Raw genomic sequence first — 15,039 nt, 5'->3', positions numbered from 1 at the left:
ATCAACTCTATCGTGACGTGGGTGATGAAGAAGCGGATTCATGACATTGATCTGTTTCGGAAATACCCGCATGAAGTGCAGAACGAACTGTTTCAGGACCTGATCAGTACCGCCAAGGGAACGGAGTTCGGAAAGAAGTATGGCTTCGGCGATATGAAGTCGGTGAGGACCTTCCAGGAGCGGGTGCCGATTGCCACCTACGAAGACCTGTACCCTTACATCGAGCGGGTGATGAAAGGTGAACAGAATATCCTGTGGCCAAGCAAAATCGAGTGGTTCGCCAAATCGTCGGGTACTACCAACGCCCGCAGCAAGTTTATACCTGTCAGCCCGGAGTCGCTGGAGGACTGCCACTACAAGGGCGGCAAAGACATGCTCTCGCTCTACGTCAACAATTACCCCAACACCAGGCTGTTCACGGGCAAGGGCCTTTCCATTGGCGGCAGCCACCACCCCAACGAATTCAACGCCAAGACCTCCTGTGGCGATGTGTCAGCCGTGATTATGCAGAACCTGCCGATCTGGGCCGAGGCCATGCGCACCCCGCCGCTCAAAGTGGCCCTTATGGACAAGTGGGAAGAGAAGATCGAGAAGATGGTGGAGGTGACCGTGCCCGAAAACGTGACCAGCCTGAGTGGTGTGCCTACCTGGACTTACGTGCTTTTGAAGCGCATTCTGGAAGTGACGGGCAAGAAGAATATCCTGGAGGTATGGCCGAACCTGGAGCTCTTCACACACGGGGCGGTGGCGTTTGGGCCATACCGTCAGCTGTTCAAAGAGATTATCCCCTCTGCGCAAATGAACTACCTGGAGGTATACAATGCCTCAGAGGGCTTCTTCGGGATACAGGACCAGCGCGACACCGAAGACGAAATGCTGCTGATGCTCGACTACGGCGTGTATTACGAGTTTATCCCGATGGACCAGTTTGAGGAGGAAAACCCAAAAACACTCACGTTGGACCAGGTAGAACTGGGCAAGAACTATGCACTAGTTATATCGACCAATGCCGGCCTGTGGCGCTATAAGATCGGCGACACCGTGCGCTTCACTAACCTGAGCCCATACCGCATCAAGATATCAGGCCGCACGAAGCACTTCATCAATGCCTTTGGTGAGGAGGTGATCGTGGAGAACGCCGAAGTGGCCATTACCAAGGCCTGCGACGCCACTGGTGCGATCATCTCGAACTTCACGGCCGCACCTGTGTACATGGAGAGCGGCAAGCGTGGCGGTCACGAATGGCTGATCGAGTTTGAGAAAGAGCCAGACAGTTTGCCTCGCTTCACCCAGGTGCTCGACCAAACGCTGCGCGAGACAAACTCCGACTACGACGCCAAGCGCCAGAACGACATTGCCCTGCAGGAGCCCATCGTGCACGCCGCTCCGAAAGGCACCTTCATGAACTGGCTCAGCAAAAAAGGAAAGCTGGGTGGCCAGCACAAAGTGCCGAGGCTGAGCAATACCCGCGAGTATCTGGAGGAGATCATGAATTTAGCTAAGAGTTAAGAGTTTAAAGTTAAGAGTGAGTCTTCTCTTGGTGTGTCATTTTGAATGGTGGTGAGAGAGCTGGAGTAAGAAGCGTATAGCATTTCAGGTAGCATTTCAGTTTTCTCACAGCTACGCTGGCTCTCTTCGGCTCGCGCCTCAAGAGTAGTCGAAATGACAATAAAAATGCCCGGCAGGTGTAAACTGCCGGGCATTTTTGCTTTTAACCTATACCTCAGGTATAGCAACTATCTAAATAAGCCGTAAATCGTTACAGATACTGCGAAACTCAATACCAACAGGAGCGCCACATTAAGGTACACAGGCACCGTTTTGCCTTTCACTTTTGTGTAATCGAAGCCCTGCGCTGTTAGTACCATCAGCAAAACGAGGTTGATAATGGTTAGCACGCGGTTAAGGCCGATCCAGGTATTCTTTATTTCTAAAGTCATCGCGTATGGTGTTAGTTAGGTATAGGGGCCGATTATCCATTACTCCAAAAAGCTACTCATAAAGCCGCCCTCTTTCCTGGCATTCTCCCCGTGCGGCACGAGCGCTTCGATCAGCTTCTTTACCGGCATCGACTGCAGCCATACCTTGCCGGTGCCGCGCAGAGTAGCTAAGAAGATACCCTCACCGCCGAAGATCATGGACTTGAGTCCGCCGGCCCGTTGAATGCTGAAATCTATACCTTGCTCAAAAGCGACCACGCAGCCTGTGTCGACGCGCAGGGTTTCGTTGTTGAGCTCTTTCTCTACAATAGTGCCGCCCGCATGCAAAAAGGCCAGTCCGTCGCCGGAAAGTCGTTGCAGGATGAAGCCTTCACCACCAAACAGGCCGGAGCCGAGCTTCTGGTTGAAGTGCATGGCCAGCTTCGTGCCGAGTGCCGCTGCCAGAAAAGCATCTTTCTGTGCAATCAATGTGTTGCCACTGAGTTGCTGCAGGTCCAGGGGCAGGATGGTGCCAGGGTAGGGGGCCGAAAAGGCCACGCGGCTCTTGCCGTAGCCACGGTGCGTGAAGTGCGTCATAAACAGCGACTCGCCCGTGATCAGGCGGCTACCCGCCGAAACCAGTTTGCCCAGAAAGCCCTGGCTGGGGTTGGAGCCGTCGCCCATTTTGGTCTGGAAATCAATGCCTTCTTCCATGTAGACCATGGCGCCAGCCTCGGCTATCACAGTTTCGTTGGGGTCGAGCTCGATTTCGAGTACTTGTATGTCGTTGCCGAAAATGCGAAAGTCAATTTCGTGTGCGTTTCTCATAGTTTTTAGGACTTAGTGTTCAGACAGACAAGATAGTAAATTATCTAATCCACTTCATCGTCTTCGTCCTCTTCGCCACGTCCTTTTTTTCGGCGGGCCTTTGGCAAGTCCTTGTCGTCTTCGTCGTCTGATACGGAACTGGTGCCTTTCACGAAGTCCTCGTCGGTTTCTTCTACCTCTTCGCCCTCTTCTATGTGAAACACTTCTTCCTCTTTCTTGGCGCGTTCGGCGGCATCGCGTTTTACCAGCTTTTTATCCTCCACGTTCTTGTTGAGGAATTCGTTGATCTGGTCGATTGAGTAATTGGAGATGATCTCGCCCTGCTTATTCACTTTTATCTCGAAACCCTCCAGGTCTTTGTGCACACGGGATTTCTTCTTCGAGCTTTTGTTTTCTTTTTTATCCTTAGCCATAACGTTGGTCTGTTTCTTTCTGAAGTATAAGGCGAAACGGCCAAATAGTTACAGGCAGGCAGACCGGGCAGGTATAAAAAAAGCGGCTACCCTTCTCAGAGTAGCCGCCGTTGGTCAGGTATAGGTATAGCCTAGGCCGTTACGTAGTGGCCGAGGGCACTAATGGCAGCGTCGATGCGATTTGCCGTCTCCTCACGGCCAATCACCTCAATAATTTGCATCAGGTCGGGGCCCGCTTCGGCACCGGTTACGGCCAGACGAAGCGCCTGCATCACCATGCCCAGTTTCATGCCGTGGCGCTCCAGTATGCTTGTCAGGAGGTCTTTTACCGTATCGGCGTTGAAGTTGCTGAGGGTAGAAAGCTCGTTGCGGAAGTCGGTGAACACGGCCACCGCCTGGCTGTTCCACTTCTTGCTCGCTACCTTCTCGCTGTACTCGGTAGGCGCCACGAAGAAGTAGGCCGCCTCGCGCCAGAACTCCTGCGGGAAGCTCACACGCTCTTTCATCAGGCCGGCGATCTTCTCGGCTTTTTCAGGCGAGCAGGAGATATTGTGCTCTTCCAGCGCTTTGAGCAGGTAGCCTGCCAGCTCGGCGTCTGGCTTGGCGCGTAGGTACTGCTCGTTGAACCAGCGGGCTTTTTGTATGTCGAAACGGGTACCGGACTTGCCGATACGCTCGATCGTGAATTCATTGGCGAGCTCTTCCATTGAGAAGATCTCCTGCTGTGTGCCTGGGTTCCAGCCCAGGAATGCCAGGAAGTTGATGAAAGCCTCCGGAATGTAGCCCGACTCGCGGTAGCCTGAAGAAACTTCGTTAGAGAATGGGTCTACCCAACGCAGCGGGAATACCGGGAAGCCCAGCTTGTCGCCGTCGCGCTTGCTCAGCTTGCCGTTGCCGTCTGGCTTCAGCAGCAGCGGCAGGTGCGCGAACTCAGGCATGGTGTCTTCCCAGCCCAGGTAGCGGTATAGCAACACGTGCAGCGGTGCAGATGGCAACCACTCCTCACCGCGGATCACGTGCGTGATCTGCATCAGGTGGTCGTCCACAATGTTGGCCAAGTGGTAGGTCGGCATGCCGTCCGACTTCATCAAAACTTTATCGTCAATGGCAGAAGAGTGCACCATGACCCAACCGCGGATCAGGTCTTTCAGACGCACTTCCTCTTTGCGGGGTACTTTCAGACGGATCACGTACGGGTCACCTGACTCCAGGCGCTTCTTTACTTCATCTTCAGGCAGCGTGAGCGAGTTTTTCATCGTCATGCGGGTGATGGCGTTGTACTGTGGCGTGGCTACCTTGGCAGCCTTCAGGCGCTCGCGCATCTCATCAAGTTCCTCGGCCGTGTCGAAGGCGTAGTAGGCATGGCCGCTCTCGATAAGTTGCATGGCGTACTGCATGTACATTGGCTTGCGCTCCGACTGGCGGTAAGGGGCGTAGGGGCCACCGTGCCATGGGCTTTCATCCAGCTCAATGCCGCACCACTCCAGCGACTCACGGATGTAATCTTCGGCACCTGGCACAAAACGGTTCTGGTCTGTGTCCTCGATGCGCAAAATCATTTTACCGCCAGTTTTTCTGGCAAGCAAAAAATTGTAAAGGGCTGTGCGTACACCGCCGATATGGAGAGGCCCTGTCGGGCTTGGGGCAAAGCGTACTCTAACTTCTCTTTCCATGTATGGTTATTTCAAAAAGGCATTGTAAATGACGCCACAAAGGTACAAAATAAATTCTCGTTTCGGTAAGAGTTATGTGCTGTAAGCTATACCTGTACGGGGCGCAGGTATAAACATAACTTTTCATGTGCGTATCAGTTTTAGGAGAATGCCACGAACTGCCCCATGCCTCGCCAAACGCTGAAAAATATCTGGTGCCTGCTCAAGGAAACCAGCCTGGAGTTCATTGAGAACAACTCCTTCCAAAAAGGGGCGGCGCTGGCCTATTATACCATTTTCGCTTTGCCGCCCATTCTGCTGATCATCATCAACGCGACGGGCTATTTTTTTGGCGAGCAGGCTGTATCGGGCGAGATCTATTACCAGATTAGGGAAACGGTGGGCTCGGAGGCGGCTTTTGCGGTGCAGCGTATGGTGGAGAGCATCAACGACATCACCTCCTTCAACCTGGCCACGGTCGTCATTGTGGTCACACTGTTCATTGCGGCCACGGGGGTGTTTGTGTCGCTGCAGGATTCGCTCAACGAGGTATGGTATGTGCGGCCGGCACCCAAACGCGGCTATGTTAAGCTGATCCTCGACCGTTTTCTGTCCTTTGCCATGATTCTGGCCATCGCTATTCTGCTGATTGTGTCGCTGCTGGCCAACACCATCCTGGTCGCCGTCGGCGATTTTCTGGAGGCCCGGTTGGCTGGCTGGATTGTATACATTATGCGGGGTGTTAACCTGGTGTCGGGTTTTGTGCTCATGACCTTCATGTTCGGCTGCATTTACCGCTTCCTGCCCGATGCCAAGATCAAGTGGCGAGACGTGTGGGTGGGGGCATTGGTGACCTCGGCGCTCTTTGCCATTGGCCGCGAAATCATCGGGCTATACTTGGGCACAAGCAACATCACCTCCATTTATGGTGCGGCCGGTTCGGTCATCGTCATTCTGCTATGGGTGTTCTATACCTCGCAGATCATTTTCTTCGGGGCTGTGTTCACCTTCGTCTACTCCCGCAAGTATGGTTTCAACATCTACCCAGCCGAGTATGCGGTGCGCTTCATCCGGCAGGAAATAGAGGTTGGTCATACCGCCGTAAACGCCGAACCGGGCAAGTTTACGAAGGATATTTATGGGGAAGAAGAAGCCAAGGAAGCCGCCAAATCAGACGAGCACGACAAGTCGATGGGGGAGGGTATTTGAGGGGAGTAACGGTTGGTACATAAGGCGAGCGATGCATAGCAGCGAGTGGCTTATGTGCAGGGTTAGCGGATGCTTTTCTTCCTGTTTTTCCTATTTGCTGTTAAGTCAGCTAAAAAAGAGTCTCTGTACTCTCTTAGCTTTTTTCTGTATCCGAATGGCAACAAGTATAAAGTTGTTGGAAGTACAAGCCAAGCAAACACTAAAATACCTATTCCATAAGTGCTACTGTCGGTAACAAGTGTAATCAAAGCCATGAACAACAGGAAAGCAAACGCAATAAATACGAATAACTGGTACCCTGCTGTATAGGGTATAATCTCACCTTGCGCTACTGTGTTCGAAGCTATGTTACCTTCTGAAAAAGCTATCCTTATTTTGCCTGCACCCCTGTAAGGGTTAAACATTTTTGACTTCACAACTATTTCCACCGAGTCAACACCAGTAACTTTCACTTCTTTGTAGTCAACTACACCAATCCCAAGCATGCTGGCAAAGTCTCTCTTCTTATCTTTTTCTCGTGCGATAGTCTCCATTACCTTCGACTTAGGCTGGCTAATCTCTATTGAGAATCTTTCATGGTATCGTTCGAGAAATTTCTTCATACTTTGAAGTAACCGCTAACTTGTAGCTAAACGGAATAAACATACGGTTTTTTGTCGATTTGAACAGATAGCCGTAACTGGGTTAGCGAATATACTATATAATAAAAAATCTATACCTATGGGATTACACGATCGATAAATCCATAGGTATAGATTGTAATAGGGAAGAAATTCTACAATGCGGCAATGCAGGAAATTTCTACGTTCACGTCTTTCGGCAGTCTGCTAACTTCTACTGTTTCGCGGGCAGGTGGGTTGGAGCGGAAATAGCTCCCGTATACCTCGTTTATTTTGGCGAAGTTACCCAAGTCTTTCACGAAGATGCTGCACTTGAGCACATTGTCGAAGCCCATACCTGCTTCCTGTAATATCGCAAACAGGTTCTTCATAACCTGGTGCGTTTCCTCCTCAATGGTGCCGCTTACCAGTTCGCCGCTTTGGGGGTCCAAAGGAATCTGGCCCGAAATATACATGGTGCCGTTGTGGAGTGTAGCCTGGCTATAAGGTCCAATAGCAGCGGGTGCATTGGCGGATGTGATGATGCTGTGCGTCATAGTCTGATTCGTTTTAATGTGTATCTTTACCCATCAAAAGTACAGAAATATGCACATACTTGTTTTGTCTGGTGATGAAATGGCCGCTGAGTTTCGGCAGAAATTTGCGGAAGGAGCCAACGGCAATACCTATACCTTCCTGCACAGCCGCCACCTAACCGATGACCAACTGAAGCCATCCGATATCGTATTTGACTTTCTGCTGCACGAAGAGCCCGAGCGCCTGAGCGACTATACGCCCGAGCAGGTCGTGTTTTGCCAGGCCGTCACCAAGCAATTGGCCGCGCTGGTACAGGAGTCAGGTTTAGAGAGTACCTGCACCCTGTTTGGCTTCAACGGTCTGCCAACGCTGTTCAATCGACCGGTGCTGGAGGTAAGCCTATACCTGCAGCGCGATGCCGACAAACTGAAGCAGGTATGCGCACAACTCGGCACAGAATACCAATTGGTGAACGACCGCGCAGGTATGGCAACACCCCGCATCCTGTGCATGATCATCAACGAAGCCTGCTATACCTTGCAAGAGGGCACCGCTTCTATTCAGGACATTGACCTGGGCATGAAGCTCGGTACTAACTACCCGTTCGGACCTTTCGAGTGGGCCAATGCCATAGGTATAGCCAACGTGTATCAAGTGCTGAAAGCGATGTACGAAGACACTAAAGAAGAGCGCTACAAGATCTGCCCGCTGCTTAAGACCAAGTATTTGAGAGGGGAGAAGTTTGAGTTGTAAACAAAAAGGGGAAGCCATTCAGCTTCCCCTTCTCTTTTATGCATCTAACCGGATTATTCCACCGTTACAGACTTCGCCAAATTACGTGGCTGGTCTACGTTACAGCCGCGCATCACCGCAATGTGATAAGACAATAACTGCAGCGGAATAACCGACAGCAACGGCACCAGGTGCTCGCTCGTCTCCGGAATCTCGATCACGTGGTCGGCCATAGCAGGTATCGTCGTGTCACCTTCAGTCACAACCGCGATGATCTTGCCTTTACGGGCCTTCACCTCCTGAATGTTCGACACGATCTTCTCGTAAGAGCTGTCTTTCGTCGCAATCACCACTACTGGCATGTGCTCGTCAATCAGCGCGATCGGGCCGTGCTTCATCTCGGCGGCAGGATAACCTTCGGCGTGGATATAAGAGATCTCCTTCAGCTTCAGGGCGCCTTCCAGGGCAACCGGGAAATTATAGCCACGGCCCAGGTATAGGAAGTTGGTGGCGTCTTTGTACTGCTCAGAGATCTTAATGATCTGCTCGTTCAGCTCAAGGGCTTTCTCCACTTTAGATGGGATGCTCTCCAGCTCCACCATCAGTTGGCGCAGTTTAGAGGTCTCCAGTGTGCCGCGCTTGCTGCCCAAAATCATGGCGATCAGCGAAAGCACGGTTACCTGTGCCGTAAAGGCCTTGGTAGAGGCCACCCCAATCTCAGGACCGGCATGGGTATAGGCGCCGGCGTCGGTAGCACGGGCTATAGAGGAGCCTACCACGTTGCAGATACCGAATATAGTAGCACCTTTTGATTTGGCCAGCTCCAGTGCCGCCAGCGTATCAGCCGTCTCCCCGGACTGCGAAATCGCCACTACAATGTCGCGCTCGCTGATGATCGGGTTACGGTAACGGAATTCAGAGGCGTATTCTACCTCTACAGGTATGCGGGCCAGGTCCTCGATCAGGTACTCGGCTACCAGGCCTGCGTGCCAGGAGGTACCACAAGCCACAATAAGGATACGCTCAGCATTCACGAATTTATTTTCGAACTCACGGATGCCACCCATCATCATATGGTCGCTCTCGGCAATCATACGGCCGCGCATGCTGTCGAGAATAGAGCGCGGCTGCTCAAAGATCTCCTTCAGCATGAAGTGCGGATAGCCGCCTTTCTCGATCGACTCAAGGGCCATTTCGAGGCGCTGCACGTAAGGTGTCTGCACCACGTCCTCTTTTGTGCGGATCTCCAACTCACCGTCTTTGATCACCACCAGTTCGTAGTCGTTCACATACACGACATCGTTGGTGTACTCAATGATAGGGGTGGCATCAGAGGCCAGGAAATACTCACCTTCGCCTATACCTACCACCAGTGGACTGCCTTTGCGGGCAGCAATCAGTTGGTTTTGATCCTCTTTGGAAAGTACCACAATCGCATAAGCGCCTACCACTTCGTGCAGGGCAAGTCGCACGGCCTCAGCCAGCGAGCAGTTGCTGTTCTGCTTAATGTCCTCGATCAGGTTAATGAAAACCTCCGAATCCGTCTCAGACTGGAAAGTATGGCCTTTCTCGATCAGGAGCTGCTTCAGCGAAGCGTAGTTCTCGATGATGCCATTGTGGATAATGGCGATGTTCTTGGAGCTGGAGTAGTGTGGGTGTGCATTCACATCGTTCGGCTCGCCGTGGGTTGCCCAGCGGGTATGGCCCATGCCGATGTTGCCATGCACATCTTTGTCTGCAATAAAGGCCTCCAGGTCGCTTACCTTGCCTTTTCTTTTGAAGACGTTTAAGTCTCCATTCATCAGTGCTATGCCTGCGCTGTCATAGCCTCTGTATTCAAGTCGTTTCAAGCCCTTAAGGACAATAGGGCAAGCATCTCTATGCCCTACGTATGCTACAATTCCGCACATATAGTATAAAATTTCATTAAAAAAATAAAGGGTACCTACAAAGGTACCCTTTTCTATAATATGTATAAAATTTCTTACTAATATTTAAGCCCTAGTCCTGCAGCTTCGAATAGTATATCAGGAGCTTAACCGGGTTGGCTTCGTTGTTTGTAACAATGGCGCGGTATGGACGCAGCTCCGGACGAATCGTCACGGTTCTGTCTGAGTTCGAGGTGGATGAAACAGCTCCGAGCATCAGGCCGTTGTTTGGCTTCATACCCATCATTACGCCTTGCAGGTAGCTCGTCACGTTCATGGTGTAGTAATCTACTCCATTTTTGCGGCTACTGGCCACCAGAGCTGGATAGGTGGTAAATAATGGGTTAATACCATCCTGCTGCACAGCGCGCAAGTTGCCGGCAATGTCTCTTAGAAACTGGTTGGCGTTGTTGGTCTCATATAGCGCCAACTGCTGTGGTCTGGTCAGGTTGTTGGCTGCAGAGGCCGCTTTGATGGGTATGATCAGCTCAGCCCGGTTAATGATTCGGTTTCCTGGCAGATCCTTGAACTTATCCAGGTGAGGAATGGTGATTTTGGTGAGCAGCTGTGTGCCTGATTGCACATATGAGTCTCCACCTGTTTCGGTGGCCGGTACGAAGCTTCCATTGGCCTGCAGCGCCGCCACGGCGGTACCCGTGCGGTCAGAGGTCAGTTGAGTAAAGTAATCGCCGGAACCCAGCAAAAAGTTATGCTGCCTTGCCGTACCTTCAGCTGTTGTATAGTGCAGCGCCAAGCTTGAGTTTGTGCTGTTCAGGGTGAGGCCGATAATGCTGGCATTCTCTCCTTCAGGCACTGTTAGCGCAATCCCTTTGAAGAAGTTCTCGAACCCTGCCTGACTGGCGAGGCCAGCCTGACCAGATTGGGCCATGAACTCGTTTGCCAGTTCCTGGCTCAGCTTCACCTTCAGCAATCTTGTTTTTTTGGTGGTAACGCCGTTGGTCGTTTCCGTGTCAATGCGCGGAAGGAAAGCCTTTGACCCGACAGGCTCTGCATTATAAGCGAAAGGGGTAGTCGTGAAATAAGACGTTCTTTCATCAAACGTGCCGGTCACGCGGTGCACGTTCACCTGCATCGCTTTCAGCGTATCAGCATACTTGAACGAATAGTCCAGCGTGAGCACCAACGAGTCTGCTCTGGCGCCAGCGCCAAAGTTCAGGCTGCTGCCGTTAAGCGACACCTCCGTGATGGTGCTGGCACGCACCTTCCCCAGTACCGGATCAATGTACTGGCCCAGAAGAGGTGGCTGTGTGCGGAACGATACAATGGAATCGCCCTGGAACACAGTTCCGGTCTGAATGGTCAGGGTGTCCGTGAACTCGGTTCCTATCAGGTTTTCGTCCTGTAGTTCGAGTCCGATGTCTTTTGGGTCTTCGCAGGCTGTGAGGGCGGCAAATGAAAAGAAGAAAAGGAATAATCTTCTAGCGGCTGAGTTCATTATATAGGTTGAAGTATGAATCACACAGGTTGTCGTCGGCACTGATGGTATTGATGTTTTTGTTCGTCTCAACAAATTTGTTGAACAGGGCATCGATGTTCTCGCTGAAGTTCTCGTTGGTTTTGATCACAGAGTCAGCGTACTCCATGCCTACTTTAATAAAGCTGTCCAGGTCTGCTTCCTGCAAAGAGGCCAGCATGCTGTTGTCGATGTCAAGCATCTTTACTTTTTCAAGCAGGTCGCCGTCGAACTTGTGCTTGTACTCGTGGTTGTAAACCGTAAAGATAGACTTCGAATCCTTAAAGATCGGGTCTTTCTTATAAGTCGTTTTCAGGTATAGCGGAATCAGGCCCGTCATCCAGTCGTTGCAATGCACGATATCCGGTTGCCAGCCCAGTTTCTTCACCGTCTCGAGCACACCCTTGCAGAAGAAGATGGCGCGCTCGTCGTTGTCCTGGTGGAAGTTGTTGTTCTTATCCACGAAAACGGACTTGCGCTGGAAATAGTCTTCGTTGTCGATAAAATATACCTGCAGCTTGGCATTCGGGATAGAGGCCACCTTGATGACAAGCGGCTTCTCGTCATCACCCACGGCAATGTTAATGCCCGACAGGCGTACTACCTCATGCAAACGGTTTTTACGCTCGTTTATTATACCGAACTTTGGCACAAAGATGCGGATCTCCATACCTCTTTCCTGCATACTCTGCGGCAGCGTGTTCAGAAATTCTGCTACTTTAGTGGTTTGGAGGAAAGGAAGGATTTCGGTGGCGGCGTACAGGATTCGCAATTTAGACATGGGTATGTAATTAAAAATTTATTAAGCAACAGTAATGGGACGTGCAAAATTAGCATTTTTTATTCTAATTTTCAATTTAATGTTCTATAACCTACTTTTGCCGACTTTTAGCAATTGTATCCTTTATACCTATTAATATGGAAGTTATAGAGCAGGTGGAGGCCCTCAAGGCCATTGTGAAGGCGCTGCGATGTGGCGGCAAGCGTATTGGCTTTGTGCCCACCATGGGCGCCCTGCACGAAGGGCACCTGCAGCTTTTGCGCGCCTCTGCCCGCGAGAATGACATTACAGTATGTAGTGTGTTCGTGAATCCGACTCAATTCAACAACGCCTCTGATTATAAGCTATACCCCCGCACGCTCGAGCAGGACATCCGGCTGCTGCAGTCCGTTGGCTGCGACTACCTGTTTGCGCCGAGTGCGGAAGAGATATACCCACAACAGTCTGTGCTGCAGTTTAGTTTCGGCGCGCTGGAAGCCGTTATGGAGGGCGAGCACCGTCCCGGCCACTTCAACGGCGTAGCTACGGTAGTAAGTAAATTGTTCCATATCGTGCAGCCCCACAAGGCCTATTTCGGACAGAAGGATTTGCAGCAGGTGGCCATTGTGCGGCAATTGGTGCAGGCACTGAGCTTCGACCTGGAGCTGGTGTGCTACCCCACCGTGCGCGAGGCCGACGGGCTGGCCATGTCGTCGCGCAACAAGCGCCTGAGCGAGGCGCAGCGGCAGCTGGCCCCGCAGCTATACCAAGCCCTGCAGATGGCGGCCTCTGACTTGAATGAAAAACCGATCGAAACTATCAAGAGCGAAGTGGCGCAGCTACTGCAGCAGTCGAACGAGATCAGGTTGGAGTACTTTGAAATTGTGGACGCCACCACCTTGCAACCCCTGCAGGACATCAGCGGACAGGAAGAAGTGGCCCTTTGCATCGCCGCCTTTGTGGGCGAGGTGCGCCTGATCGACAACATGCTCGTGAATCTAAAAGAAGGCTGATTTGTTTGGGATGGTAAAGGCTTAAGAAGATGCTGAGGCGCTGGTAGTTTATCTGCGCCTAATTGCATAACTTTGCGGCCTATTACAAAAATAAACCATGTATATTGAGGTTTTAAAATCAAAGATACACCGTTGTCGGGTTACGCAGGCTGAGCTGCATTATGTAGGAAGCATCACCATTGACGAAGACCTGATGGATGCCGCCAACGTAGTGGAGAACGAGAAGGTACAGATCGTCAACATCAACAACGGGGAGCGCTTCGAAACGTACGTGATTAAGGGTGAGCGCGGTACCGGTACGGTTTGTCTGAACGGCCCGGCCGCTCGCAAGGTGCAGGTAGGCGATATCGTGATCGTGATTTCCTATTGCTCCATTAAGTTCGAAGACGCCAAGAACCACCAGCCTACGCTCGTTTTCCCGGATCAGCACAACCGATTGGTGTAACGCCACTGCATGAGAAAACTGCTCTCTTTTCTGAAGTACAGCCTGCTTCTGGGGCTTTCCGCATTTCTGATGTGGTACGCCCTCAAAGAGCTCGACTTCGAGAAACTATGGGCCGAGCTTCAAAACATCAATTACAGTTGGCTGGCTCTCTCTGTGCTCATGGGCCTGGCAGCCTACCTGAGCCGGGCCTACCGCTGGTACATGCAGATACGGCCCACGGGCTATACCCCATCTTTTAAAAATACTTACAACGCCATGATGGTGGGCTACCTGGCCAACCTGGTGTTGCCCCGCATGGGGGAGGTGGTACGCTGCAGCATGCTCCGTCGCAGCGACGGCATACCTGTTAACAAAGCCTTTGGTACGGTCATCGCCGAGCGCTTCATCGATATGGTGATGCTGCTCCTTTTTCTGGGGCTTACTTTTCTGCTCGAGGTCAACCGCCTCCGCGATTTTCTCTTCGGTCTTTTCACGGATAAATACGCCAGTCTGGAGCAAAGCTTCGGGTCGTTATACCTGTTAGTGGTGTTGCTGATGGTCGTAGGAGCCGTGTTTCTGGTGTTGGGTATTATTTACCTGAACAGGCTGCGGCAAAACGCCTTTTTCCGTAAGGCCGTCACTTTTGTGCGCGGTATGCTGCAGGGTGTGTTCAGTATCACCAAAATTGAGAACCAAGCCGCCTTCTGGGGTCATACCCTGTTTGTGTGGGCGATGTACTATGGCATGAGCCTTGTTGTGTTCTACGCTATACCTGCCACTTCTGGCCTCACTCCGGTGGCGGCCCTATCGGTGCTTGTGATTGGTACCTTGGGTATGGCGGCGCCGGTACAGGGCGGGGTGGGGGTGTACCACCTGCTCGTGCAGACGGTATTGCTGCTATACGGTATACCTAAGGAGGCCGGTATGGCGTATGCGTTGGTAGCGCACACTTCACAAACACTTTTGGTAGTTGGCATGGGAGTGCTTAGTTTTATAGCAGGAATGTTACAGAAGCCCGCCGTAGCCGAAGAGCATGCGCAGGCAAACCCGCCCATACATGAATTCAAAAGATAAAATCCTAACCCTGCCTGATCTGCAGCAGCAAGTGGAGGCATGGCGCAGCCAGGGGCAGCAGATTGTTTTTACCAACGGCTGCTTCGATATTCTCCACCTCGGCCATGTCGACTACCTGGAGAAAGCACGACAACTTGGCGATAAATTGGTGCTCGGGCTTAACACAGATGCGTCAATAAGCCGTATAAAAGGTCCAAGTCGCCCGCTGCAGGACGAAATGTCACGTGCTCGGGTTATGGCATCGCTTTTGTTCGTAGATGCTGTAGTATTCTTCGATGAAGATACGCCGCTCGAACTCATCAAGGCGATACAGCCCGATATACTGGTGAAGGGCGACGATTATACCGTCGAAAATATAGTGGGACAGGATGTCGTTACTGCAAGAGGAGGCCAGGTGAAAACCGTGCCGCTCGTGAAAGGCTACTCCACCACGAATGTTGTTAAAAAGATTGAAAACCGACCGAACCCTTAAATTTT

The 15,039-nt window shown here is 51.7% G+C and carries 16 protein-coding genes; 7 read left to right on the top strand and 9 right to left on the bottom strand.

Annotated features, from left to right (window positions below):
* The first annotated feature begins 24 nt into the window (after positions 1-24).
* Complete coding sequence (locus tag BD749_RS11310; RefSeq protein ID WP_101444433.1) at positions 25-1,509, top strand: GH3 auxin-responsive promoter family protein; 1,485 nt, start codon at positions 25-27, stop codon at positions 1,507-1,509.
* A 227-nt stretch (positions 1,510-1,736) separates the two neighbouring features.
* Here the strand turns inward: BD749_RS11310 and BD749_RS11300 are convergent, their stop codons facing one another.
* The 4 genes from BD749_RS11300 to gltX form a co-directional block, all read right to left on the bottom strand.
* Positions 1,737-1,940: a hypothetical protein gene (locus BD749_RS11300; RefSeq protein WP_101444431.1), complete on the bottom strand. Its 204-nt coding sequence runs from the start codon at positions 1,938-1,940 to the stop codon at positions 1,737-1,739.
* Between the two features lie 39 nt (positions 1,941-1,979).
* Positions 1,980-2,747: a TIGR00266 family protein gene (locus BD749_RS11295; RefSeq protein ID WP_101444430.1), complete on the bottom strand. Its 768-nt coding sequence runs from the start codon at positions 2,745-2,747 to the stop codon at positions 1,980-1,982.
* 44 nt (positions 2,748-2,791) lie between these two features.
* Positions 2,792-3,160 carry a hypothetical protein gene (locus BD749_RS11290; protein WP_101444429.1) on the bottom strand — a complete coding sequence of 123 codons (369 nt, stop codon included), beginning with the start codon at positions 3,158-3,160 and terminating at the stop codon, positions 2,792-2,794.
* A gap of 131 nt (positions 3,161-3,291) precedes the next feature.
* Positions 3,292-4,833 (bottom strand): glutamate--tRNA ligase, encoded by a 1,542-nt coding sequence (gene gltX, locus BD749_RS11285; protein WP_101444428.1) that lies wholly within the window; start codon positions 4,831-4,833, stop codon positions 3,292-3,294.
* Positions 4,834-4,998: 165 nt separating this feature from the next.
* On the opposite strand from gltX, the gene BD749_RS11280 reads away from it, so the two are divergent.
* A complete protein-coding gene (locus BD749_RS11280; RefSeq protein ID WP_101444427.1) occupies positions 4,999-6,021 on the top strand; it encodes a YihY/virulence factor BrkB family protein in 1,023 nt (340 codons plus the stop codon).
* A 62-nt stretch (positions 6,022-6,083) separates the two neighbouring features.
* Here the strand turns inward: BD749_RS11280 and BD749_RS11275 are convergent, their stop codons facing one another.
* Positions 6,084-6,623, bottom strand: coding sequence for a hypothetical protein (locus tag BD749_RS11275; protein ID WP_101444426.1), 540 nt, complete (start codon positions 6,621-6,623; stop codon positions 6,084-6,086).
* Positions 6,624-6,796: 173 nt separating this feature from the next.
* Positions 6,797-7,177: a RidA family protein gene (locus tag BD749_RS11270; protein ID WP_101444425.1), complete on the bottom strand. Its 381-nt coding sequence runs from the start codon at positions 7,175-7,177 to the stop codon at positions 6,797-6,799.
* A gap of 49 nt (positions 7,178-7,226) precedes the next feature.
* On the opposite strand from BD749_RS11270, the gene BD749_RS11265 reads away from it, so the two are divergent.
* The gene (locus BD749_RS11265) at positions 7,227-7,910 is read left to right on the top strand and encodes a 3-hydroxyacyl-CoA dehydrogenase family protein (protein WP_101444424.1); all 684 of its coding nucleotides are present in this window, start codon (positions 7,227-7,229) and stop codon (positions 7,908-7,910) included.
* Between the two features lie 53 nt (positions 7,911-7,963).
* Here the strand turns inward: BD749_RS11265 and glmS are convergent, their stop codons facing one another.
* From glmS to BD749_RS11250, 3 genes are all read right to left on the bottom strand, one after another.
* Complete coding sequence (glmS, locus tag BD749_RS11260) at positions 7,964-9,799, bottom strand: glutamine--fructose-6-phosphate transaminase (isomerizing) (protein ID WP_101444423.1); 1,836 nt, start codon at positions 9,797-9,799, stop codon at positions 7,964-7,966.
* Positions 9,800-9,890: 91 nt separating this feature from the next.
* On the bottom strand, positions 9,891-11,273 hold the full coding sequence (locus tag BD749_RS11255; protein WP_101444422.1) for a DUF4270 domain-containing protein: 1,383 nt from the start codon (positions 11,271-11,273) through the stop codon (positions 9,891-9,893).
* Positions 11,257-12,072 carry a glycogen/starch synthase gene (locus BD749_RS11250; protein ID WP_101444421.1) on the bottom strand — a complete coding sequence of 272 codons (816 nt, stop codon included), beginning with the start codon at positions 12,070-12,072 and terminating at the stop codon, positions 11,257-11,259. The genes BD749_RS11255 and BD749_RS11250 overlap by 17 nt, the downstream gene beginning before the upstream one ends.
* A 137-nt stretch (positions 12,073-12,209) precedes the next feature.
* Here BD749_RS11250 and panC point away from each other — a divergent pair, with 137 nt between their 5' ends.
* The 4 genes from panC to rfaE2 all read left to right on the top strand — a co-directional run bounded on the left by panC (position 12,210) and on the right by rfaE2 (position 15,034).
* Positions 12,210-13,064, top strand: coding sequence for a pantoate--beta-alanine ligase (gene panC / locus BD749_RS11245; protein WP_101444420.1), 855 nt, complete (start codon positions 12,210-12,212; stop codon positions 13,062-13,064).
* Positions 13,065-13,161: 97 nt separating this feature from the next.
* Positions 13,162-13,509, top strand: a complete 348-nt coding sequence (panD, locus tag BD749_RS11240; protein WP_007655433.1) for an aspartate 1-decarboxylase — start codon at positions 13,162-13,164, stop codon at positions 13,507-13,509.
* A 9-nt stretch (positions 13,510-13,518) separates the two neighbouring features.
* Entirely contained in the window at positions 13,519-14,562 is a 1,044-nt protein-coding gene (locus tag BD749_RS11235; protein WP_101444419.1) for a lysylphosphatidylglycerol synthase transmembrane domain-containing protein, read from the top strand.
* Complete coding sequence (gene rfaE2 / locus BD749_RS11230; protein ID WP_101444418.1) at positions 14,546-15,034, top strand: D-glycero-beta-D-manno-heptose 1-phosphate adenylyltransferase; 489 nt, start codon at positions 14,546-14,548, stop codon at positions 15,032-15,034. The genes BD749_RS11235 and rfaE2 overlap by 17 nt, the downstream gene beginning before the upstream one ends.
* Positions 15,035-15,039: the final 5 nt, after the last annotated feature.

The sequence above is a fragment of the Pontibacter ramchanderi genome, from assembly GCF_002846395.1.
GTDB lineage: Bacteria > Bacteroidota > Bacteroidia > Cytophagales > Hymenobacteraceae > Pontibacter > Pontibacter ramchanderi.
The sequence above is the reverse complement of the archived record's forward strand: the minus strand, read 5'-3'. Positions and strand labels throughout refer to the sequence as shown.

Bases quoted from the DNA above. Each gene is read 5' to 3' on its own strand.
- BD749_RS11310 (WP_101444433.1), top strand. From the start codon at position 25: ATGAAGAAGCGGATTCATGACATTGATCTGTTTCGGAAATACCCGCAT.
- BD749_RS11300 (WP_101444431.1), bottom strand. From the start codon at position 1,940: ATGACTTTAGAAATAAAGAATACCTGGATCGGCCTTAACCGCGTGCTA.
- BD749_RS11295 (WP_101444430.1), bottom strand. From the start codon at position 2,747: ATGAGAAACGCACACGAAATTGACTTTCGCATTTTCGGCAACGACATA.
- BD749_RS11290 (WP_101444429.1), bottom strand. From the start codon at position 3,160: ATGGCTAAGGATAAAAAAGAAAACAAAAGCTCGAAGAAGAAATCCCGT.
- gltX (WP_101444428.1), bottom strand. From the start codon at position 4,833: ATGGAAAGAGAAGTTAGAGTACGCTTTGCCCCAAGCCCGACAGGGCCT.
- BD749_RS11280 (WP_101444427.1), top strand. From the start codon at position 4,999: ATGCCTCGCCAAACGCTGAAAAATATCTGGTGCCTGCTCAAGGAAACC.
- BD749_RS11275 (WP_101444426.1), bottom strand. From the start codon at position 6,623: ATGAAGAAATTTCTCGAACGATACCATGAAAGATTCTCAATAGAGATT.
- BD749_RS11270 (WP_101444425.1), bottom strand. From the start codon at position 7,177: ATGACGCACAGCATCATCACATCCGCCAATGCACCCGCTGCTATTGGA.
- BD749_RS11265 (WP_101444424.1), top strand. From the start codon at position 7,227: ATGCACATACTTGTTTTGTCTGGTGATGAAATGGCCGCTGAGTTTCGG.
- glmS (WP_101444423.1), bottom strand. From the start codon at position 9,799: ATGTGCGGAATTGTAGCATACGTAGGGCATAGAGATGCTTGCCCTATT.
- BD749_RS11255 (WP_101444422.1), bottom strand. From the start codon at position 11,273: ATGAACTCAGCCGCTAGAAGATTATTCCTTTTCTTCTTTTCATTTGCC.
- BD749_RS11250 (WP_101444421.1), bottom strand. From the start codon at position 12,072: ATGTCTAAATTGCGAATCCTGTACGCCGCCACCGAAATCCTTCCTTTC.
- panC (WP_101444420.1), top strand. From the start codon at position 12,210: ATGGAAGTTATAGAGCAGGTGGAGGCCCTCAAGGCCATTGTGAAGGCG.
- panD (WP_007655433.1), top strand. From the start codon at position 13,162: ATGTATATTGAGGTTTTAAAATCAAAGATACACCGTTGTCGGGTTACG.
- BD749_RS11235 (WP_101444419.1), top strand. From the start codon at position 13,519: ATGAGAAAACTGCTCTCTTTTCTGAAGTACAGCCTGCTTCTGGGGCTT.
- rfaE2 (WP_101444418.1), top strand. From the start codon at position 14,546: ATGAATTCAAAAGATAAAATCCTAACCCTGCCTGATCTGCAGCAGCAA.